The sequence below is a fragment of the Geodermatophilus normandii genome (genome assembly GCF_003182485.1).
GTDB lineage: Bacteria > Actinomycetota > Actinomycetes > Mycobacteriales > Geodermatophilaceae > Geodermatophilus > Geodermatophilus normandii.
On record NZ_QGTX01000001.1, the window covers coordinates 4,226,142 to 4,246,553 of the forward strand.

The 20,412-nt window shown below is 75.3% G+C and carries 21 protein-coding genes; 10 read left to right on the forward strand and 11 right to left on the reverse strand.

The annotated features are described in order from the left end of the window. Positions 1-54 precede the first annotated feature (54 nt). Positions 55-339 (forward strand): hypothetical protein, encoded by a 285-nt coding sequence (locus JD79_RS24035; protein ID WP_245900261.1) that lies wholly within the window; start codon positions 55-57, stop codon positions 337-339. Next, a complete protein-coding gene (locus tag JD79_RS23195) occupies positions 294-680 on the forward strand; it encodes an FAD-dependent oxidoreductase (RefSeq protein WP_211308076.1) in 387 nt (128 codons plus the stop codon). Before JD79_RS24035 ends, JD79_RS23195 begins: the two co-directional genes overlap by 46 nt. Here JD79_RS23195 and JD79_RS20395 read toward each other — a convergent pair. From JD79_RS20395 to JD79_RS20420, 6 genes are all read right to left on the reverse strand, one after another. Then, positions 634-1,605 (reverse strand): glycoside hydrolase family 88 protein, encoded by a 972-nt coding sequence (locus JD79_RS20395; protein ID WP_110006991.1) that lies wholly within the window; start codon positions 1,603-1,605, stop codon positions 634-636. The genes JD79_RS23195 and JD79_RS20395 overlap by 47 nt on opposite strands. A 9-nt stretch (positions 1,606-1,614) precedes the next feature. Next, positions 1,615-3,015, reverse strand: coding sequence for a GH1 family beta-glucosidase (locus JD79_RS20400; protein WP_110006992.1), 1,401 nt, complete (start codon positions 3,013-3,015; stop codon positions 1,615-1,617). Between the two features lie 142 nt (positions 3,016-3,157). Next, entirely contained in the window at positions 3,158-4,258 is a 1,101-nt protein-coding gene (locus JD79_RS20405; RefSeq protein WP_110006993.1) for an ABC transporter ATP-binding protein, read from the reverse strand. Between the two features lie 47 nt (positions 4,259-4,305). Then, positions 4,306-5,211, reverse strand: coding sequence for a carbohydrate ABC transporter permease (locus JD79_RS20410; protein WP_110006994.1), 906 nt, complete (start codon positions 5,209-5,211; stop codon positions 4,306-4,308). Positions 5,212-5,220: 9 nt separating this feature from the next. Beyond that, positions 5,221-6,207: a carbohydrate ABC transporter permease gene (locus JD79_RS20415; RefSeq protein WP_110006995.1), complete on the reverse strand. Its 987-nt coding sequence runs from the start codon at positions 6,205-6,207 to the stop codon at positions 5,221-5,223. A gap of 100 nt (positions 6,208-6,307) precedes the next feature. Further along, a complete protein-coding gene (locus tag JD79_RS20420; RefSeq protein WP_110006996.1) occupies positions 6,308-7,603 on the reverse strand; it encodes an extracellular solute-binding protein in 1,296 nt (431 codons plus the stop codon). A gap of 187 nt (positions 7,604-7,790) precedes the next feature. On the opposite strand from JD79_RS20420, the gene JD79_RS20425 reads away from it, so the two are divergent. Together JD79_RS20425 and JD79_RS20430 are read left to right on the forward strand one after the other, a co-directional pair. After that, positions 7,791-8,816, forward strand: a complete 1,026-nt coding sequence (locus JD79_RS20425) for a LacI family DNA-binding transcriptional regulator (protein ID WP_110006997.1) — start codon at positions 7,791-7,793, stop codon at positions 8,814-8,816. A 166-nt stretch (positions 8,817-8,982) separates the two neighbouring features. Next, positions 8,983-10,263, forward strand: a complete 1,281-nt coding sequence (locus JD79_RS20430) for a right-handed parallel beta-helix repeat-containing protein (protein WP_170149286.1) — start codon at positions 8,983-8,985, stop codon at positions 10,261-10,263. Between the two features lie 37 nt (positions 10,264-10,300). On the opposite strand, the gene JD79_RS20435 is transcribed toward JD79_RS20430, so the two are convergent. The 3 genes from JD79_RS20435 to JD79_RS24045 are packed head-to-tail and all read right to left on the reverse strand — an operon-like array spanning position 10,301 to position 11,471. After that, positions 10,301-10,786, reverse strand: a complete 486-nt coding sequence (locus JD79_RS20435) for a pirin family protein (protein ID WP_110006999.1) — start codon at positions 10,784-10,786, stop codon at positions 10,301-10,303. After that, positions 10,783-11,004 (reverse strand): phosphatase PAP2 family protein, encoded by a 222-nt coding sequence (locus tag JD79_RS24405; RefSeq protein WP_342767684.1) that lies wholly within the window; start codon positions 11,002-11,004, stop codon positions 10,783-10,785. The genes JD79_RS20435 and JD79_RS24405 overlap by 4 nt, the downstream gene beginning before the upstream one ends. Then, positions 10,929-11,471 (reverse strand): phosphatase PAP2 family protein, encoded by a 543-nt coding sequence (locus JD79_RS24045; protein ID WP_245900263.1) that lies wholly within the window; start codon positions 11,469-11,471, stop codon positions 10,929-10,931. Before JD79_RS24045 ends, JD79_RS24405 begins: the two co-directional genes overlap by 76 nt. Before the next feature lie 44 nt (positions 11,472-11,515). Between JD79_RS24045 and JD79_RS20445 the strand changes: the two genes are divergently transcribed. From JD79_RS20445 to JD79_RS20470, 6 genes are all read left to right on the forward strand, one after another. Beyond that, positions 11,516-12,694: a PucR family transcriptional regulator gene (locus tag JD79_RS20445; protein ID WP_245900264.1), complete on the forward strand. Its 1,179-nt coding sequence runs from the start codon at positions 11,516-11,518 to the stop codon at positions 12,692-12,694. A 150-nt stretch (positions 12,695-12,844) separates the two neighbouring features. After that, positions 12,845-14,062 carry an acyltransferase domain-containing protein gene (locus JD79_RS20450; protein WP_110007000.1) on the forward strand — a complete coding sequence of 406 codons (1,218 nt, stop codon included), beginning with the start codon at positions 12,845-12,847 and terminating at the stop codon, positions 14,060-14,062. After that, positions 14,059-15,024, forward strand: a complete 966-nt coding sequence (locus JD79_RS20455) for a beta-ketoacyl-ACP synthase III (RefSeq protein ID WP_211308077.1) — start codon at positions 14,059-14,061, stop codon at positions 15,022-15,024. The genes JD79_RS20450 and JD79_RS20455 overlap by 4 nt, the downstream gene beginning before the upstream one ends. A gap of 76 nt (positions 15,025-15,100) precedes the next feature. After that, positions 15,101-15,340: an acyl carrier protein gene (locus JD79_RS20460; protein ID WP_110007001.1), complete on the forward strand. Its 240-nt coding sequence runs from the start codon at positions 15,101-15,103 to the stop codon at positions 15,338-15,340. 52 nt (positions 15,341-15,392) lie between these two features. Further along, on the forward strand, positions 15,393-16,634 hold the full coding sequence (locus tag JD79_RS20465; RefSeq protein ID WP_110007002.1) for a beta-ketoacyl-[acyl-carrier-protein] synthase family protein: 1,242 nt from the start codon (positions 15,393-15,395) through the stop codon (positions 16,632-16,634). Positions 16,635-16,695: 61 nt separating this feature from the next. Then, complete coding sequence (locus JD79_RS20470) at positions 16,696-18,108, forward strand: acyl-CoA carboxylase subunit beta (protein ID WP_110007003.1); 1,413 nt, start codon at positions 16,696-16,698, stop codon at positions 18,106-18,108. 255 nt (positions 18,109-18,363) lie between these two features. Here JD79_RS20470 and JD79_RS20475 read toward each other — a convergent pair whose 3' ends face one another. After that, a complete protein-coding gene (locus JD79_RS20475) occupies positions 18,364-18,864 on the reverse strand; it encodes a DUF3145 domain-containing protein (protein ID WP_110007004.1) in 501 nt (166 codons plus the stop codon). Positions 18,865-19,219: 355 nt separating this feature from the next. Next, the gene (locus JD79_RS20480; RefSeq protein WP_146220503.1) at positions 19,220-20,338 is read right to left on the reverse strand and encodes a GGDEF domain-containing protein; all 1,119 of its coding nucleotides are present in this window, start codon (positions 20,336-20,338) and stop codon (positions 19,220-19,222) included. Positions 20,339-20,412 lie beyond the last annotated feature (74 nt).

Sequence of the window (20,412 nt, forward strand, 5' to 3'; positions counted from 1 at the left end):
CCCGGGCACGTACGTGCACCGGACCCCCGACCCCGACCCGTGGTGGACGCCGGGGTGCCCGGGGTCCGTCCGGCTGCGCCGGAGGAGCTCCCGCCGGGCGTCCCCGCCGGCACCCGCTGCACGCTGCCGGTGGTCGACACCGGCGAGTACCTGCCCTGGCTGGCCGCCGCGTGCGCCGCGGCCGGGGTGACCACCGTGCCCGGCCGGGTGGACGCGCTGGACGACGTCCCCGGCGAGGTCGTCGTGGTGGCCGCGGGCTCGCGTCCGGGCCGCTGCTCGGTGACGGCACCGGCGTGCCCGTGCAGGGCCAGGTGGTGCGCCTGGCCGATCCGGGGCTGACCGAGTGGGTGCTGGACGAGGACGGCCCGGCCGGGCTGACCTACGTCGTGCCCCGCGGGCGGGACGTCGTCTGCGGCGGGACGGCGGTGGAGGGGGCCACGGGCCGGGACCCCGATCCGCGGGTGGAGGCCGCGATCCTGGAGCGGGCGTGCGCCCTGGTGCCGGCGCTGCGGGGGCAACCGGTGCTGTCACGGGCGGTCGGGCTGCGGCCGGCCCGGCCCACCGTCCGGCTGGAACGGCTGGCGGTCGGCGGCCGGCCCGTCGTCGCCTGCTACGGGCACGGCGGTGCCGGGGTCACCCTCTCCTGGGGCTGCGCGGCCGACGTCGCCGCCCTGGTCTGAGCGCCGCCGCGTCGGCGAGCAGCAGGAGGGCCTGGGCCTCGGGTGAGCGCCCCGGCCGGTCGAACCGGGGCGCGGCCGGGACGCCGGCGACCCGCCCGAGGGGGTCGAGGCTCGCGGCGGCGGTGGCGAGCAGCGACCGGCCGACCGCCCCGTACTCCCCCGGCAGCCAGCCCTCGGCGGCGCCGCTCGACGCCGTGTAGGACAGCATCGCGGCCACCGCGGGATCGGGCCGCGACGCCTCGTCGTCGAGCACGTCGCCGAGGGTGCCGTCGGGCCGCCGGTGCGCCAGGCAGGCGTCGAGGAGTGCGCGGACCTCCTCCGCCACGGCGGCGCCCCGCGCGGTCGGCAGCCGGCCCACCGTCCGCGCCAGCCCGGCGGCCACCCAGCCGTTGCCGGTGCCCCAGGCGCGGGCGTCGGCGGGCCGGCCGGCCGCGTCGTCCCACCGGGCGCGCCACAGGCCGTCGGGCCGCCGCAGCCGGGAGCGGTGCCCGTCCAGCTGGGCGAGCGCGGCGTCCGCGTGCCCGGCTGCGGCCAGCGGCGGCACCACCATGAACACGGTGTCGGCCCAGACCTCCCGCGAGCCGACCAGGTGGAACAGGGTGCCGTCGGCGGCGCGGGGCGCGTGCCGCAGCAGCCAGTCCCGCTGGCGGCCGGCGGCGGCGGACAGCGCCGCGTCGCCCGTCCGGCGCGCCACCAGGTCCACGAACTCGCCGACGACGCCGCCGTTGACGCTGCACGCGGGATCGAGCTCGGCCAGCCGGCCGTCGGGCAGCTGCCGGGCTACGGCGTCGTCGACGAGCGCCCGCAGCGCGTCCGCCTCGCCCGCGGCGTCGAGGACCGCCGCCGTCAGGCCCTGGTCCCACGAGTGCCGCTGACCGACCAGCAGGGAGCACAGGACCCGACGGCGGGTCTCCTCGTCGAGCACGGCCTCCGCTCAGGCGCCGTCGCGGTGGCGGCGCAGCAGCTCGGCGTAGGCCAGGCCGCTGTCCTTCACGGTGCGCCGCTGGGTCTCGTAGTCCACGTGCACCAGCCCGAAGCGCTGGGCGTACCCGCGGGCCCACTCGTAGTTGTCCAGCAGGGACCAGGCGAAGTAGCCGCGCACGTCGGCGCCGCGCTCCATCGCCGTCGCCACCGCCGCGAGGTGGCGGACCAGGAAGTCGACCCGCTCGGGGTCGTGCACCGCGCCCTCGGCGTCGACCTCGTCGTCCCAGGCGGAGCCGTTCTCCGTGACGACGAGCGGCAGGCCCGGTGCCTGCCCGCCGATCCACAGCAGCAGGTCGGTGAACGCCTCGGGGCTGATGCCCCAGCCCATCGTGGTCGTCGGCCCCTCGGGGTCGAGCTCGACGACGTCCCCGCCGCCGATGAACGACGTCGGCGGCTTGCCGGCCGGCCGGGCGCCGGCGCGCACGGTCTGCTCGAAGTAGTAGTTCACGCCCAGCCAGTCCAGCGGCGCGGCGATCGTCTCGAGGTCGCCGTCGCGGACGGGCAGCGGGGCGCCGGCGGCCTCGAGGTCGGCGACGACGTCGGCCGGGTAGGCGCCGTGCACGACCGGCTCGAGGAACATCCGGTTCTGCTGGCCGTCGAGGCGGCGGGCGGCGTCGACGTCGGCCGGGTCCTGGCTGGCCGGGCTCATCGGCGTGAAGTTCAGCGTGATGCCCAGCGAGGAGACCCCGGCCTCCCGCAGCCGGGCCGCCGCCAGGCCGTGGCCGAGCAGCAGGTGGTGGGTGGCGCGGGCCCCGGCGACGGGGTCCTGCAGTCCCGGCGCGTGCGCTCCGGACACGTGGCCGAGCAGCGCGCTGCACATCGGCTCGTTCAGCGTCGACCAGTGCGTCACCCGGTCGCCGAGCGCGTCGACGACGACGGACGCGTACTCGGCGAACCGCTCGGCGGTGTCGCGGTCGGCCCAGCCGCCGCGGTCCTGCAGCGCCTGCGGGAGGTCCCAGTGGTAGAGCGTCAGCCAGGGCGCGACCCCGACGGCGAGCAGCTCGTCGACCAGCCGCCGGTAGAAGTCCAGCCCGCGCTGCTCGACCCGGCCGCCGCCCTCGGGCACCACCCGCGGCCAGGCGACGGAGAACCGGTAGGCCGAGAGCCCGAGACCGGCCATGAGCGCGACGTCGTCGCGGTAGCGGTGGTAGTGGTCGACGGCGACGTCGCCGGTGTGGCCCTGGTACGTGCGGCCGGGCGTGTGGCTGTAGGTGTCCCAGATCGAGGGGCCGCGGCCGTCCTCGGTGACGGCGCCCTCGATCTGGTAGGCGGCGGTCGCGGCGCCGAAGACGAAGCCGGGCGGGAAGGTGAGGCCGGCGAGGGCGTCCTCGCGGATGTCGGTGCTGGTCACGGCAGGGGTTCTCCTCAGGGCAGGAGGGAGCACGGGCAGGGGGAGGTCAGGCGGCAGGGAGAGGTCGGGGGTGGGCCCGAGGTGGCCCGCTGCCGGGGCCCACCGCGAGCGTGCGAGTGGTGGGGGGCAGCGGGGTCCTTCGTCAGTCGACGCGCCGCTGCGTGGCCGGGTCGAAGACGTGCAGGCCGTCCTCGCGCACCCGCAGGTGCACCGTCTGCCCCACCGCGGCGGCCGAGCGGGGGTCGGTCCGCACGACGACGTCGGCGGTGTGCAGGACGTCGCCGTCGTCGTCGGCGCCGAGGGTGGCGTAGAGGAAGGCGTCCGAGCCGAGCTGCTCGACGACGTTGACCACGACCGGCACGCCCTCGCCGGGGGGCGCGGTCTCCAGCGACTCGGGGCGGAAGCCGACGGTGACCCTCCCCGTGCCGGCCGAGGCGCGGGCCAGCTTCTCGCGCGGCACCGGCAGCACCGCGCCGGCGAGCCGGACGCCGCCGTCGACGGCCGGTCCGGTGACGACGTTCATCGCCGGGGAGCCGATGAAGCCGGCGACGAAGGTGTTGGCCGGCCGGTCGTAGAGGGCGCCGGGGGTGTCGCACTGCTGCAGGACGCCGTCCTTGAGCACCGCCACCCGGTCGCCCATCGTCATCGCCTCGACCTGGTCGTGGGTGACGTAGACGGTGGTGACGGCCAGCCGCCGCTGCAGCGCCGCGATCTGGGTGCGGGTCTGCACCCGCAGCTTCGCGTCGAGGTTGGACAGCGGCTCGTCCATGAGGAAGACCTGCGGGTTGCGCACGATGGCGCGGCCCATGGCCACCCGCTGCCGCTGGCCGCCCGACAGCGCCTTGGGCCGGCGGCCCAGGTAGTCCTCGAGGTCGAGGATCCTCGCCGCCTCGGCCACCCGGCGGCCGATCTCGTCCTTGGCGACGCCGGCGATCCTCAGCGCGAAGCCCATGTTCTGCTCGACGGTCATGTGCGGGTAGAGCGCGTAGTTCTGGAAGACCATCGCGATGTCGCGGTCCTTGGGCGGCGCCTCGGTGACGTCGCGGTCGCCGATCCGGATGCTGCCGGCGTCGATCTCCTCGAGGCCGGCGAGCATGCGCAGCGAGGTGGACTTGCCGCAGCCGGACGGGCCGACGAGCACGAGGAACTCGCCGTCGCCGATCTCCAGGTCGAGGGTGTCGACCGCCGGCCGGTCGGACTTCGGGTAGATGCGGGTCGCGGCGTCGAAGGTGACGGTGGCCATGGGTCAGGCGCCTCTCGGGGAGCTGGGGGTGGGGGTGCTCGGGCGCCTCATCCCTTCACCGCGCCCTGCATGATGCCGCCGACGATCTGCTTGCCGAGGACGACGAAGACGACGAGCACCGGGAGGGTGCCGACGAGCGTGCCGGCCATGATCACCGCGGTGTCGGGGACGTAGCCGCCGCCCAGACCGGCCAGGGCCACCTGCACGGTCGGGTTCTCCGTGGTCAGCGCGATGATCGGCCAGAAGAAGTCGTTCCAGGCGGTGAGGAACGTGAGCATCGCCAGCACCGCCATCGCCGGCCGGGCGACCGGGACGACCACGGACCAGAAGGTCCGGAGCGTCGAGGCGCCGTCCACCCGGGCGGCCTCGAGCAGCTCGTCGGGCAGCGCCTGCGACAGGAACTGCCGCATGAAGAAGACGCCGAACGCGCTGACCAGCGTGGGCAGCACGACCGCCTGCAGGTGGTCGACCCACTGCAGCTGCGCGATGAGGATGAACAGCGGGATGATCGCCAGCTGGGTGGGCACCATCATCGTGCCGACGACGAGGCCCAGCAGCGTCTTGTTGCCGCGGAACCGCAGCTTGGCGAAGGCGAACCCGGCCAGCGTGCTGCACAGCACGGTGCCCACGGTGATGCAGCCGGCGACGATCACCGAGTTGGCGATCGCCAGCCCGATCGGCGCCTCCTCCATCGCCCGGCCGATGTTGGTGAAGAGGTCGGCGTCGGGGAGGAACGGCGGCGGGGTGCCGGCGAGCTCGGCGTTCGTCTTCGACGCCGCGACCGCCGTCCAGTACAGGGGGAAGACCGACAGCAGGGCGGTCAGCCCGAGCAGCACGTGGGTCAGCGGCCCGGCGGAGGTGACCTTCCGGGCCCGGCGGCCGCGGCGGCGCGGTGCAGAGGCGGAGGCCGGCGCGGGCGGGGCCTGCTCGGGCGCGGGGGTGAGGGTGGTCATGACCGGCTCCTACCGCTCGGCCCGGGCGCGCCGGCGGGCGATCAACCCGTAGACCCCGACGACGACGAGGATGATCAGGAACATGGTCCAGGCGGTCGCGGCGGCCTGGCCGAGGCGGAAGTTCGTCCAGCCCTGGTCGTACATCAGCAGGCCCAGCGTCTGGTACTGGTTCGAGACGCCGCCGCTGGTCATGCCGTTGCCGCTGAACAGCAGCGGCTCGCCGAACAGCTGCACCGCGCCGATGGTCGAGACCACGACCGTGAACAGGATCGTGGGCTTGAGCGCCGGCACGGTCACGTGCAGGAACTGCTGCCAGCGGCTGGCGCCGTCGAGGGTCGCGGCCTCGTAGAGGTCGTTCGGGATGGCCTGCATGGCGGCCAGGTAGATGAGCGCGTTGTAGCCGGTCCAGCGCCAGGTGACGATCACCGAGATGGCGATCTGGCTGGTCCAGGTGCCGCTCTCCCAGTCGACCCGGTCGAAGCCGACGGCCTCCAGCAGCGTGTTGATCAGCCCGTAGTCGTGGCCGAACAGCTGGGCGAAGACGAGCGTGGCGGCGGCGATGCTGGTCGCGTAGGGCATGAGCATCGCGACGCGGAAGAAGGTGCGGCCGCGGAGCCGGTAGTTCAGCAGGTGGGCCAGGCCCAGGGCGATGGCCAGCTGGGGCACCGTGGAGAGGATGCCGATGGTGAGGGTGTTGCGCGCGGCGTTCCAGAAGAACTCGTTCTGCAGCAGCTCGGTGTAGTTGCCGAAGCCGACGAAGGTCGCGCCGTCGAGGTCGGAGAGCCGCACGTCGTGCAGCGAGATGTAGGCGGTGTAGAGGAACGGGTAGAGGCTGAAGGCGGCGAAGAGGACGAAGAACGGGGCGACGTAGGCGTAGCCCCAGCGGTTGCGGGTGAGCCGGGACCGCCGCCGGCGGCCGGCCGTTGCGGGCGGCGGGGCGGGCGGCGGTGGTGCGGCGGCCGCCGCGACCCGGGGGTCGTCGCTGGCGATGGTCATGCGGGGCCTTCCAGGGGGTTCTCGGGCTCGGTCCCTCGGACGGGGTGGAACCGGCCGGTGCCCGGGCGGGTGGACGCGCTCGGGCACCGGCCGGGGTCTGTCAGCCTCCGGTGATCTGCTCGATCTCGGCGAGGGCCGCCTGGAAGGCGTCGTCCGGAGCGGTCCCCTGGGCGACCGTGCTCAGGGCGTTGGTGAACGCCTCCTGGATCTGCGTGTCGTAGGGGCCGATCGGCGTGAACCGCAGCGCCGCGGCGGAGTCCCCGAAGATCTGCCCGACCGGCGCGCCGCTGAAGTACTCGTTGACGGCGTCGGCCACCTGCGGGTCCTCGGCCGCCTCCTGGCTGGAGGGGAAGTGCGCCTCCTCGGTGAACATCCTGATCTGCTGCTCGGGCGCGGTCAGCCACTGGACGAGGGCGATGGCCTCCTCCTTGTGCTCGCTGGACTCGGTCACGCCGAGCCACGAGCCGCCCCAGTTGCCGGCACCGCCGGGCAGCGGCGCGACGTCCCAGGCGCCGGAGGCGTCCTCGCCGGCCTGTTCGCTGATGTAGCCGAGCATCCAGGCCGGGCAGGAGATGGTGGCGAAGGCACCGCTGGCGAACGCGGCGTTCCACTCGTCGCCGAACTGGATGAGGTTGGCCGTCATGTCCTCGGCGGCCGCGACGCTGGCGTTCTGCCACGCCGTGGCCACGCCGTCGCTGGACTCGGGGATCGGGTTGCCGTCCGCGTCGTCGTAGGCGGTCTCGCCCTGGTAGACGGCGGCCGAGAACACGCTGGCCGGGCTGTCCACGAACGAGGTGCCCTCCGGCTTCGTCGGCGAGGCCTCGTACTGCCGGCCGACCTCGAGGTAGCCCTCCCAGGTGGACCACAGCTGCGCGAGCTGGGCGCGGTCGGTGGGCAGGCCCGCCTGCTCGAACAGGTCGCGCCGGAAGCACATGGCCTCCGGGCCGGCGTCGGTGCCCAGGCCGATGACCCGGCCGTCGGAGGTGGTGGCCTCCTCGACCTTCCAGTCGTAGTAGTGGCCGAGGAGCTCGTCGGCGTTGCCCTCCGCCGCGAAGTCCACGAACGCGTCGGCGTGGTTCTGGACGACGTCGGCGACGAAGCCGATCTCGATGCCCTGGACGTCGGCGAGGCCGGACCCGGCCGCCAGCCGGGTCTGCAGGGCCCGGTAGTAGTCGGCCGACCGCTCGACCGACGTCTCCTCGATGCGGATCTCGGGGTGCAGCCGCATGTACTCGTCGTAGAGCCCGGCCTGCTCGAACCCGAAGGTCCCGAACAGACCCACGTCGAGCGTGACGGTGCCGTCGTCGGCGGAGCCGGAGCCCCCGCAGCCGGCGGCCAGGAGCGAGGCGACGAGCGCGGCGCCCAGTGCCGCCCTGCGTCTCGGGGGAACGGTCATCGGTCCTCCTGGATCGGTTCCCGAACGACCTCGTCCGGGCTACGGTGTCCGACGTGAAAGCGCTCTCACGACCGGTTGGGAGGAGAGTGATGGGCACCACAGTCACCTGTCAAGTACGAGTTCCGACGAGTCGCGCGGCGGCCCGGACCGTGCACCATGGACCCCGACCGCGATCCCAGGAGGCCCCGTGACGACGCTCGCCGGACGCGGCCCGTCCCCCACGCTCGACGAGGTCGCCCAGCTCGCCGGGGTGTCCCGGGCGACGGTGTCCCGCGTGGTCAACGGCTCGCCGAAGGTGCGCCCGGAGGCCCGTCGCGCCGTCGAGGAGGCCGTCGCGCGGCTGCGCTACGTGCCCAACCCTGCGGCCCGCAGCCTGGTCACCCGGCGCACCGACACCATCGCGCTGGTCCTGTCGGAGTCGGACACCCAGGTCTTCAGCGACCCGTTCTTCGCCCGCGTCGTCCGGGAGCTCTCGGCCGCGCTGGCCGACACGGAGATGAACCTGGTGCTGCTGGCCGCCCGCGGGGAACGCGAGCAGGAGAAGGTCGCCCGCTACGTCCGCCAGGGGCACGTGGACGGCGTCATCCTGATGTCGCTGCACAGCCAGGACACGCTCCCCGCCGTCCTCGCCGAGGCGCAGGTCCCGCTCGTGCTCTCCGGCCGGCCGCTCGACGGTCGCCCGGTCTGCTACGTCGACGCCGACAACGCCGGCGGGGCCCGCGAGGCGACCGAGCACCTCCTGGCGTCCGGGCGGCGGCGGATCGCCGCGGTGAGCGGCCCGCAGGACATGATCGCCGGGATCGACCGGCACGCCGGGTATATCGCGGCGCTCGAGGCGGCCGGCGTCGCGCCGGACGCCGACCTGGTCGCGGCGGGCGACTTCACCGAGGCCGGCGGCGCCCGGGCGATGGCCCTCCTGCTCGAGCGGGCGCCCGACCTCGACGCGGTGTTCGTGGCCTCCGACCCGATGGCGGTCGGGGCGCTGCGCGTGCTGCGGGAGTCGGGCCGCTCGGTGCCCGGCGACGTCGCGGTCGTCGGGTTCGACGACGCCGCGGTGGCCGCCACGAGCGACCCGCCGCTCACCACGGTGGCCCAGCCGCTGGACGAGATGACCCGCCACATGACCGACCTGCTGCTGCGCCAGGTCGAGGGCGACACCGGGGTGCAGGCCCGGGTCTGCCCCACCCGCCTGGTGGTGCGCGCCTCGGCCTAGGGCGACCGCGGGAGGGACCCCGGCCCGCGCCGGAGGGAGGAGGACCGACCGCGACCCGGGTATGAGGTCTCGCGCCTCCCGTCGTGTCAGCGGACCCTTCCGTCACATCCTCCCCATCGTGGGCGCACGTGCCGGGTCCCCGGCGCGCGCACAACCGGGAGGACACATGCAGCACGGCAGCACGGCAGGACGCCTGCGATCGCCCCGCCTGTCCCGCGGGCTGACGATCACCGCGTCCGCGGCCCTCGTCTTCACCGCCCTGCCCACCGGCGTCGCCGCGGCGACGGGAGGGCACACCTGGGTGGTGCACCCCGGCGAGTCGATCCAGGCCGCCGTCGACCAGGCCCGGTCGGGCGACACCATCAGGATCGAGGCGGGCACCTACGAGGAGGCGGTCTGCGTCGTCGGCAAGGGCCTGACCGTCGTCGGGGCCGGCCGCGGCGACGACGGGACGCGGATCACCTGGCCCGAGTGGAGCACCCCCGACCAGCTGCCGGACGTGGACCCGACGGAGTGCTGGCAGGCGCAGAACGCGGCCGACCCCGAGTCGGACCCGGACACGCTGGCCGACGACGTCTCCGGCCTGTTCTTCCTCGACCCCGACGGACCGGTGCGGGTGCGGAACCTGTCGACGCACGACCACCCGGCCAACGGCATCGCCGCGTGGGGCGCCGACGGCTTCCGGGTGACGAAGACCCGGGCGCACGGGCACGAGCGCTTCGGCATCCTGGCCGCGGCCTCGACGCACACCCGGATCAGCCGGAACATCCTCGAGGGGACCGACCGCGGCACCGCCGAGGCGCCCAACAGCGGCACGGCCGGCATCGGGATCACCGACTCCGACGCGTCCTACGCCGACGTCGTCGCCAACGACGTGCAGGGCTACAACATCGGCGTCTTCGCCCGCGAGTCCCGCAGCGGGGCCATCCGCCACAACTACGTGGCCGGCAACTGCGTCGGGATCCTCGTCTTCGACGACGCCGCCACCGAGATCCCCGACGACTCCCGGCAGGTCGCGGGCGGGGACTGGCAGCTGAGGTGGAACGAGGTGACCGGCAACGACCGCTTCTGCCTCGCCGGCGTGGGCGAGGTCGAGGCGTCGCTGCGGGTGTCGGGCACCGGGATCGGGATCGTGAACGCCGACTCCGTCAGCGTCCGGCACAACGACGTCCACGACAACGTGCCCTCGGTCGACCCCGCGACGCTGCAGTTCCCCGCCGGGGGGCTCGTCCTGGTCACCCTGCCGCCGTTCAACAACCCCGACGGCATCGACCCGGGCCCGGCGGAGGGCATCGTCGTCGAGGAGAACACGATCACCGGCAACGTCCCCGTCGACGTCCTGCTGAGCTCGCCGCAGCTCAGCCCGTTCCTCGGCGACGTCGGCGCCGTCGACTTCGAGGACAACACCTGCGCGACGAGCTTCCCGCCGGGGATCTGCACCCCCTGACCGGACGGCCGGGAGCCTCCTCGTCGGAGGCTCCCGGTCAGCCGGCCCAGTCGGGACGGGCGGGATCGACCCACCACACGACGACGACCCCGCCGCCGGGGCGCAGCACGACGCCGTCGGGGACGTCGCCGCCGTCCTCGCCCAGCCACAGCCGGGCGTCGGGACGGCCGAGGTCGACCCAGCCGCGCGGGGCGCGCAGCACCTCGTGCGCCGGCGCGGCGACCGCCCCGGCCGGGCGGAGGTGGGACTGCAGGACCCGCGCGCCGTCGGGGCCGGCGACCTCGTCGTGCTCGAGCCCCGTCCCGGCCCGCAGCAGGCCGACGTCGCCGGTGCCGATCACCGCTCCCCCGCCCCAGCGGTGCGTCACCGACCCGGCCAGGACCACGGCGACGACGTCGACCGCGCGGTGGGCGTGCACGCCGTAGCCGGCACCGGGCGGCAACCGGTCGTCGGTGACCCGCAGCAGCGGCCCCAGCGAGCCGTCGCCCGGCTCGAGCAGCGTGGCGCCCTCCACCCCGGTCACGGCGCGGCCTCCCGCTCCGGCAGCGCCGCGGGGCCGCCGGGGAAGGCGCCGGCCACCAGTGCCGCGAGCAGCGACCACGCCGTCCCGAGACACAGCCCGCCGACGACGTCGGACAGGTAGTGCACGCCCAGCCACATGCGGGTCAGCGCGACCAGGACGGCCAGCGCGACCCCGGCGGCGACGGCGACCCGGCGCCGGAGGGGCGCAGCCGCGGCCAGGCGAGCACCAGCCCGACGGTGACCAGCGTGGCGATGCCCGAGGAGTGACCGCTCGGGTAGCTGAGCCCCTCGTACACCAGGCCGCCGTTCTCGAACGCCGGCCGGGCGCGGCCGACCAGCTCCTTGATCGTCGTGGTGATCGGCCCGACGGCGGTGATCGCGACGACGACCCACACCACCGTGCGCCAGGCGCGGCGGCGCACCAGCCAGACGAGCACGGGCAGGAACACGAGCACCCGGAACCAGGTGACGCCCGGCGTGGTGAGGACCTCGAGCAGGCCGCCGCGCAGGGCCGAGCGGTCGTCGCCGGCATAGAGCGCGCGGCTCACCGCGTCGTCGAGGCGCACCTGCGGGCCGAAGCGGGCCGCCACCCCGGTGCCGAGGACGGCCAGGACGGCGACGCCGGCGCCCGCGGCGGCGAGCACCCGGCGGCGCAGCCGGGACCGCGGGGTGGTCGGGGCGCTCACTCCCCCACTCTCCCCGACGCGCCGGACCGTGACACGCTGACCCGGTGGCCCACCGGGTGATCGACCACCCGCCGACGGCGGCGACGCTGCGGCGGCTCGAGCGCGCGTCCGGGGCCATCGCCACCCGCGCCGTCGCCCGCATGGACGAGGACCTGCCGTGGTTCCGCACCATGCCGGCCGACCAGCGCTCGTGGGTGATGCTCGTGGCCCAGGCCGGCATCGCCTCGCTCGTCGAGTGGTGCCGGGCGCCCGGCCGCCCGCCCCGGCTGACCGGCGAGGTGTTCGGCGCCGCCCCGCGCGACCTGGTCCGAGCCGTGCCGCTCAAGCAGACCGTCGACCTGGTCAAGCTCACCGTCGAGGTGATGGAGGACCACGTCGAGTCGGTGGCCGAGCCCGGCGACGCCGACACCCTGCGGATGGCGGTGCTGCAGTACAGCCGCGAGGTCGCCTTCGCCACCGCGCACGTCTACGCCAGCTTCGCCGAGAACCGCGGCGCCTGGGACGCCCGGCTGGAGGCCCTCGTCGTCGACGCGCTCGTCCGCGGCGAGCGCTCCGAGGAGCTGCCCGGCCGCGCCGCCGCGCTCGGCTGGGACGGCACCGGCCCGGTGGCCGTGCTGGTCGGGGCCGCACCCGCCGACGGCGACGCGCACACCGGCGTCCGCCGCGCCGCCCGCTCGCAGCGCTGCGAGGTCCTCGTCGGCGTGCACGCCGAGCAGCTGGTGGTCGTGCTGGGCGGCGGGGAGGACGTGCCGACGGCGGCCGAGCGGGTGGCCGAGGAGTTCGGTCCGGGACCGGTCGTCCTCGGTCCCGTCGTCGACCGGCTCAGCGCGGCCGGCGGGTCGGCCGCCGCGGCGCTGGCCGGCCTGCGGGCCGCGCGCGCCTGGCCCGGCGCCCCGCGCCCGGTGTCCGCCGACGCGCTGCTGCCCGAGCGGGCCCTCGACGGCGACCCGCTGGCCCGTGCCGCGCTCACCGGGCGGGCCGTGCTGCCGCTGCGCACCGCCGGGGGCGAGGTGCTCGAGACGGTGCGCGCGGTGCTCACCGCCGGCGGCAACCTGGAGGCCAGCGCGCGGGCGCTGTTCGTCCACCCCAACACGGTGCGGTACCGGCTCAAGCGGGCCGCGGAGCTGACCGGCCTGGCGGTGACCGACCCCCGCGGCGCCTGGACCCTGCAGGTCGCGCTGGCGCTGGCCGACCTCGACGGCGACCGCTCCCTCTGGCACTAGGGGGACCCCGCTCCGTGTGTTGTCCACCACGGAACGGGTCCGCGACGGCCCGTCCGCGGCCGCCGTTTGTGGGGATCCTCCAAAGGGATGTGCCGTCCTTTCGTTCCGGACGAGCGCGCGGGACCCGGGCAGCAATGAGACGGTGAGGAGGTGCTGGCCGTCCTCGCACCCGGGCAGGGTGCGCAGAAGCCCGGGATGCTCACCCCCTGGTTGGAGCTCCCCGGTGCCGAGTCCTTCTTCCACTGGGCCGGGGCGATCGCCGACGCCGACCTGCTGACCCTCGGCACGACCGGCGACGCGGATGCCATCCGCGACACCGCCGTCACGCAGCCGCTGGTCGTCGCGATGAGCCTCTTCGTGGCCCGCGAGCTCGGCGGCCTGCCCGGCCCGGTCGCGCACTCGCCGCACACCGGCCGCGAGGTCGTCATCGCCGGCCACAGCGTCGGGGAGCTCACCGCGGCCGCGCTGGCCGGCGTCCTGTCGGTCGAGGCGGCGATCGCGCTGACCGCCGTCCGCGGCCGGGCGATGGCCCGCGCCTGCGGCCTCACCCCGACCGGCATGTCGGCCGTCCTCGGCGCCGACCCCGACGAGCTGTCCGCGGCCCTGGAGCGGCACGGGCTGACCGCGGCCAACCTCAACGGCGGCGGCCAGGTCGTCGTCGCCGGCCCGCTGGAGGGGCTGGCCGCGCTCAGGGCCGAGCCGCCTGCCAAGGCGCGGGTGGTGCCCCTGTCGGTGGCCGGCGCGTTCCACACCTCCTACATGGGCCCGGCCCGCGAGGAGCTCGAGGGCCTCGTCGGCGGCGTGCGCCCGGCCGACCCGAGCCGCCTGCTGCTGTCCAACGCCGACGGCGCCGCGGTGTCCACCGGCGCCGAGGTGCTCTCCCGCCTCGTCAGCCAGGTCACCAGCCCGGTCCGCTTCGACGCCTGCCTGGCCACGCTGCGCGAGCTCGGCGTCACCGCGGCCATCGAGCTGCCGCCGGCCGGTGCGCTCGCCGGCCTCGCCAAGCGCGAGTGGAAGGGCGCCACCTCGAACGGGGACACGGTCGAGGTGCTGGCCCTGGCCGGCCCCGGCGACCTCGACCGCGCCCGCGCCCTCATCGACGCCGCCCGCGGCCGGCCCGAGGCCGAGCACCAGCCCGACTGGCGCGTCGTCGTCTCCCCCGTCCGTGGCACGGTCAGCCCCGCCGACGTCCCCGAGGGCACCCACCTGCCCGCCGGCACCCCGCTCGGCTGCGTGCGCAGCCGCCGCGAGGAGGTCAACGTCTCCGCCGGGTACGACGGCGTCCTCGCCGAGTGGCTGGTGCACGACGGCGACCTGGTCGACGCCGGCGACCCCCTCGCCCGTCTCTACCCGGAGGTCCCCGCGTGAGCATCCGACTGCCCGAGGGCGCCCCGGGGGCGCGCATCCTCGGCCTGGGCGCCTACCGCCCGCGACGGCGGGTCACCAACGACGACCTCGCCCAGGTGATGGACACCAACGACGAGTGGATCCAGACGCGCGTCGGCATCGCCGAGCGCCGCTGGGCGTCGGAGGACGAGACGCTGCAGGAGATGGCCGTCGCCGCCGGCGGCAAGGCGCTGGCCGCCAGCGGCCTGTCCCCCGACGAGGTCGACCTGGTCATCCTGGCCAGCGCCAGCCTCAAGGAGCCCATCCCGGGCATCGGCCCGCAGGTGGCCCACCGCCTCGGCATCCCGCGCCCGGGCGCCTTCGACCTCAACGCCGGGTGCGCCGGCTTCTGCTACGCGCTGGAGATGGCCTCCGCGGCCATCCGCGTGGGCTCGGCCCGCAACGCGCTGGTGGTCGGCGTCGAGCGGCTCACCGACGTCGTCGACCAGACCGACCGCTCCACCGCGGTGATCTTCGCCGACGGCGCGGGGGCGGCCGTGGTCGGCGCGTCCGACGAGCCGGGCATCGGACCCGTGGCGTGGGGCAGCGACGGCGACCAGTTCTCCGCGATCGAGATCGTCGCCGGCAGCAACGGCATCTCGATGGCCGGCCAGGCCGTGTACCGCTGGGCCACGACCCGGCTGACCGACACGCTGATCCAGGCCATGGAGGCCGCGGGCGTCGGCCCCGAGGACATCGACGTGTTCGCCCCGCACCAGGCCAACCTGCGCATCGTCGAGTCGATGACCAAGCGGCTGGGCTTCGGCAAGGAGACCGTCGTCGCCCGCGACGTCGTGCAGTCCGGGAACACCTCGGCCGCCTCGATCCCGCTGGCGCTGACCGCGCTCATGGAGTCCGGCGAGGCGAAGAGCGGGGACCTCACCCTGGTCCTCGGCTACGGCGCCGGCCTCACCTTCGCCGGCCAGGTGCTCGTCCTGCCCTGACCGGCACCCCAGCCCCCGGATCCCCCGGGCCCGACGGCGGGCACCGCCCGTCCCCACAGAGAGAGAGGACCCCCGCGTGAGCGAGGACATCCAGGCAGGTCTGGCCGAGATCCTGGAGGAGGTCGCCGGGGTCGCCCCCGCCGACGCCACCCCGGAGAAGTCGTTCACCGAGGACCTCGACGTCGACTCGCTGTCGATGGTCGAGATCGCCACGGCCGTCGAGGACAAGTTCGGCGTGGCCATCCCCGACGACGAGCTCGGCAACATCAAGACCGTCGGCGACGCCATCAGCTTCATCCAGAAGAACCAGGGCTGACCAGCCCCGCTCTCCCCGGCCCCCGGCCGCCCCATCCCAGGAGGAACACGTCATGAGCACGTCCGACCGCGACGTCGTCGTCACCGGTCTCGGTGCCACCACGCCGCTCGGCGGCGACGTCGCGAGCACCTGGGAGGCCCTGCTGGCCGGGCGGTCGGGGATCAGCCGGCTCACCGACGACTGGGCGAAGGAGTTCCCCGCCCAGCTCGTCGCCGCGCTGGCCAGCGACCCGGCCACGCAGATCGACCGGGTCCGCGCCCGGCGGCTCGACCGCAGCCAGCAGGTCGCGGTCATCGCCGCCGAGCAGGCCTGGGCGGAGTCCGGCGCCGCGGACTCCGGCGTCGCGCCCGAGCGCATCGCCGTCGTCTTCGGCACCGGCATCGGCGGGGCGCTGACCCTGCTCGGCCAGGACGACGTCCTGGAGGACAAGGGGCCCAAGCGGGTCTCCCCCTTCACCATCCCGATGCTCATGCCCAACGGCCCGGCCGCGGCCGTCGGTCTCGCGGTCGGCGCCCGCGGCGGCGTGCACGCCCCGGTGAGCGCCTGCGCCTCCGGCGCCGAGGCCATCCGCTGGGGCCTGGACCTGCTGCGCTTCGACCGCGCCGACGTCGTCCTGGTCGGCGGCACCGAGGCCTGCGTGCACCCGCTGCCCATGGCCGGCTTCGCCGCGATGCGGGCGATGAGCACCCGCAACGACGAGCCCGAGCGCGCCTCGCGGCCGTTCGACAAGGGCCGCGACGGCTTCGTCCTCGGCGAGGGCGCGGCCGCGCTGGTCCTCGAGCGGGCCGGCTCGGCCGCCGCCCGCGGCGCCCGCGTGCACGCCCGGCTGGCCGGCGCCGGCGCCACCGCCGACGGCTACGACCTCGTCGCCCCCCACCCGGAGGGCGAGGGCGCGGCCCGCGCCATCGGCGCCGCGCTCCGCGACGCCGGCCTGTCCCCCACCGACATCGGCCACGTCAACGCGCACGCCACCTCGACGCCCGTCGGCGACACCGCCGAGGCCGCGGCCATCCGCAGCGCCGTCGGCGAGCACGCGCTGGTCTCGGCCACCAAGAGCCAGACCGGCCACCTGCTCGGCGCCGCGGGCGCGCTGGAGTCGGTGTTCACGATCCTCGCCCTGCGCGAGCAGGTCGTGCCCGCCACCGCCAACCTCGAGGACCCCGACGACGACCCGGCCGTGCAGGCCCTCGACATCGTCCGCCGCGAGCCGCGGAAGGCGTCGCTGTCCGCAGCGGTCAACGACTCCTTCGGCTTCGGCGGCCACAACATCGCGCTGGTCTTCACGACCGCCTGATGAAGGACCCCGCCCGGCCCTCCGGGCCGGCCCCGCACCCTGGCCCGCCCCTGGAGGTCCGGTGACCACAGTCCACGCCGTCCCGACCCTGCCCAGTCCCGACCCGCGCGACCCCGAGGACCGCCTGCAGCGGTTCTTCGACCCCGGGTCCACGACGCTGCTCGTCCCCCGCGACACCTCCGGGGTCATGGCCGCGCGCGGGACGGTGTCGGGCACCCCCGCGGTCGCCTTCTGCACCGACGCGACCGTCATGGGCGGCGCGATGGGCATCGACGGCTGCCGGCACATCGTCGACGCCATCGACACCGCGCTGCGCGAGCGGGTGCCGGTCGTGGGCATCTGGCACTCCGGCGGCGCGCGCCTGGCCGAGGGCGTGACCGCGCTGCACGCCGTCGGCGAGGTGTTCGCCGCGATGGTGCGCGCCTCGGGCCGGGTCCCGCAGATCTCGGTGGTCCTCGGCCCGGCCGCCGGCGGCGCCGCCTACGGGCCCGCGCTCACCGACCTGGTGATCATGGGACCGGCCGGGCGGGTGTTCGTCACCGGTCCCGACGTCGTCCGCTCGGTCACCGGCGAGGACGTCGACATGGAGCGCCTCGGCGGTCCGGACACCCACGGCCGGCGCAGCGGCGTCGTGCACGTGGTCACCGACACCGAGGCCGCGGCGCTGGAGACGGCGCGCCAGGCGGTCGACCTGCTCGCCGCGCAGGGACAGTTCGCGCCGGCGTCCGGGACGCCCGACGTCGACCTGCGCGCCCTGCTGCCCGAGCAGCCGCAGCGCGCCTACGACGTCAAGCCGCTGGTGACGGCCGTCCTCGACGGGCCGGGGCTGGAGCTGCACCCGCGCTGGGCGCCCAACGTCGTCACCACGCTGGGCCGGCTCAACGGGCGCACCGTCGGCGTCATCGCCAACAACCCGCTGCGCCTGGGGGGCTGCCTGGACTCGGCGTCGGCGGAGAAGGCCGCCCGTTTCGTGCGGATGTGCGACGCGTTCGGCGTCCCGCTGGTGGTGCTGGTCGACGTCCCCGGCTACCTGCCCGGCGTCGGGCAGGAGTGGGACGGCGTCGTGCGGCGCGGCGCCAAGCTGCTGCACGCCTTCGCCGAGGCGGTCGTGCCGCGGGTGACGCTGGTGACCCGCAAGTCCTACGGCGGGGCCTACATCGCCATGAACTCCCGATCGCTGGGCGCCACCGCGGTCTTCGCCTGGCCGGGCGCGGAGGTGGCCGTCATGGGCGCCAAGGCGGCGGTGGGGATCCTGCACCGCAAGAAGCTGGCCGCCGTGCCGCCCGGGGAGCGGGAGGCCCTGCACGCCTCGCTGGCCGCCGAGCACGAGCGCATCGCCGGCGGGGTGAACCGGGCGCTGGAGATCGGCGTCGTCGACGAGGTCGTCGAGCCCACCCGCACCCGGGGCCGGCTCGTGGCCGCCCTGGCCGCCGCGCCCGCCGGCCGCGGCGCGCACGGCAACATCCCGCTGTAGTCGGAGGACCCCGCTGCCCCCGCCCCTCGCGAGCTCGCGGCGGGACCCTGCAGCGGAGCCGGCCGCTCAGCGGAGGTCGTCCGGACGCCGAGAGGCCCGTTCCCCGGAGGGAACGGGCCTCTCGTGCTGAGGTCGCCCGGACGCCGCTTCCCCGACGGCGTCCGGACGACCTGGACTGGAGCCTACGACCTCGACACGGGGTGTCTCACGTCGTCGTGCCCTGATCGTGACCTGCGGGTTCTCCGGGGGCCGGTCTCAGACGACCTGGTGCAGCCAGGTCGTCTGGCTGCCGTCGCCGGCGTACCGGTAGACCTCGAGGTCGGCGTCCCAGGCCGCGCCGAGGAGCTGGTCGACCCCGTGGCGGAACGCCTCGACCGACGTGGCGGTCGCCGCGAGGGTGCGCAGCTGCTGCTCGGTCACCACGATGTCGCCGTTGGCGCTCGTGGGGGCGCGGAAGACGCCGTGCCCGGGCACGTAGGACATGCGCTCGCCGTCGTTGCCGTGGCTGGCCTCCTCGGTGACCTCGAAGCGCAGCATCGGCCACGCGCGGAGCGCGGCGACCAGCTTGGCGCCCGTCCCGGGGGAACCGGTCCAGGCGACCTCGGCACGGTAGGCACCGTGCGCCGCGGGCTGGTCGGCCCACGACAGGGAGACCGGCGCGCCGATGACGCGCTCGAGCGCCCACTCGACGTGCTGGCAGAGCGCCTTCGGGCAGGAGTGCACGAAGACGACACCCTGGGTAGACCGTCGCTGCACGAGGCACCTCCATCGACTCGATCGGTCTCGTCTTCCCCAACGGACGATCGGTTCGGTGACAGGCTGTGTTCGGCGGCGTCGGACCAGGGGTCCCGGGGACAGTGTGCACGATGAGGCACCGGTCGCGCCAGTGCGGATGCGGCGACTGTGCCGGAAGTGACCCCATCCGTCCCAGCGGTCACGGAAGTGCTGGTCAGCGGCCATAGCACGACCACGCGACAGGCGTCCAACCCGGGTCCGGACGGCCTGACGGTACACGGGCGACGCGATCACGGGCCGTTGTCACCAGAGGTGTCGCATGCGGAACTCTTCCGGTCCCCGGTGACGCTCGGTGAGTGGCGCGCGGAGCGACCCGTCACCCTGCGAGATCGGCCACGCGGTCCCCACCTGCGGCCTTGGCCCGGTACATGGCCGCGTCGGCCCGGTGCAGCACGCCCGCGACGTCGTCGCCAGGGCGCACGAGGGCGCGCCCGACGCTGGCGGTGACGCCGCAGCCGGCGCCCACCTCGGCGACGGCGGCGCGCAGCCGCTCGGCCAGCACGGCGTCGTCGGCGGGCAGGAGCGAGCCGGCCACGACGGCGAACTCGTCCCCGCCGAGGCGGGCGACGGTGTCGGTCTCGCGGACCACCCGGCCCAGGGCGGCGGCCACCGCCCGCAGGACGGTGTCACCGGCAGCGTGGCCCTGCCCGTCGTTGACCGCCTTGAACCCGTCGAGGTCGACGATGCAGACGACGGCCCGCTCACCCCGCCCGGCGCAGCTCACCGCCCGGCCGACGCGGTCGAGGAAGACGCGGCGGTTGGGGACGCCGGTGAGCGGGTCGGTGGTGGCCAGCGCCTCCTGGGTCCGCAGGAGCAGCACCTGGCGGTCGTGGGCGGCCCACTGGTTGGCCGAGGTCATCGTGCAGATGAGCGTCGTCGTCGCCAGCACCGTGGTCACCAGCAGCGACTGCGGGTCCAGCGGGCCGGCGACGAGCGCCGTGTGGACGGCGGTCATCAGCCCGCCGGCGAGGACCACGCCGGCCGGCGGGAAGGCCACCGCCATGTAGACGAGGACGAGGAAGAACAGCACCGGCAGCGGGCTGGCGGCCCCGCCGTCGAAGGCCGACGCCGTGGCCACGATCGCCGTGGTGGTGGCCGTCCAGCCGTAGAACAGCAGCGGCCCGCGCAGGTCGCGGACGATCCGGTCGAGGGGCAGCAGGAGCAGCAGGGGCGTGACGACGACGACGGCGGCGGCCAGCGTCAGGAGCACCGGGTGCGCGTGGCCGGGTGTGGCGGTGGTCGCCGTGTAGACCAGGCAGGCGAGACCGGCGATCTCGCTGAGCAGCACGCCGGTGTGCACGTGCCGCACCCAGAACCGCGCGCGCTCGTCGTCCTCGGCCAGGGGCCGGTACAGGCCGGCGCCGAGCCAGGCCGGCGCGGGACGTCGACGCAGACGCCGGACCGGGGCCGGTCCTGTCGCTGCTGCGTCGTCCACGGCCGGAGCATCGGCCGGATCCGTTCCGCTCTCGATCCGGATCTCGGGGCGATCCCCCGACGGGGTGGGTAGGG

Bases quoted from the DNA above. Each gene is read 5' to 3' on its own strand.
- JD79_RS20420 (WP_110006996.1), bottom strand. From the start codon at position 7,603: ATGACCGTTCCCCCGAGACGCAGGGCGGCACTGGGCGCCGCGCTCGTC.
- JD79_RS20405 (WP_110006993.1), bottom strand. From the start codon at position 4,258: ATGGCCACCGTCACCTTCGACGCCGCGACCCGCATCTACCCGAAGTCC.
- JD79_RS20430 (WP_170149286.1), top strand. From the start codon at position 8,983: ATGCAGCACGGCAGCACGGCAGGACGCCTGCGATCGCCCCGCCTGTCC.
- JD79_RS20410 (WP_110006994.1), bottom strand. From the start codon at position 5,211: ATGACCACCCTCACCCCCGCGCCCGAGCAGGCCCCGCCCGCGCCGGCC.
- JD79_RS20465 (WP_110007002.1), top strand. From the start codon at position 15,393: ATGAGCACGTCCGACCGCGACGTCGTCGTCACCGGTCTCGGTGCCACC.
- JD79_RS20415 (WP_110006995.1), bottom strand. From the start codon at position 6,207: ATGACCATCGCCAGCGACGACCCCCGGGTCGCGGCGGCCGCCGCACCA.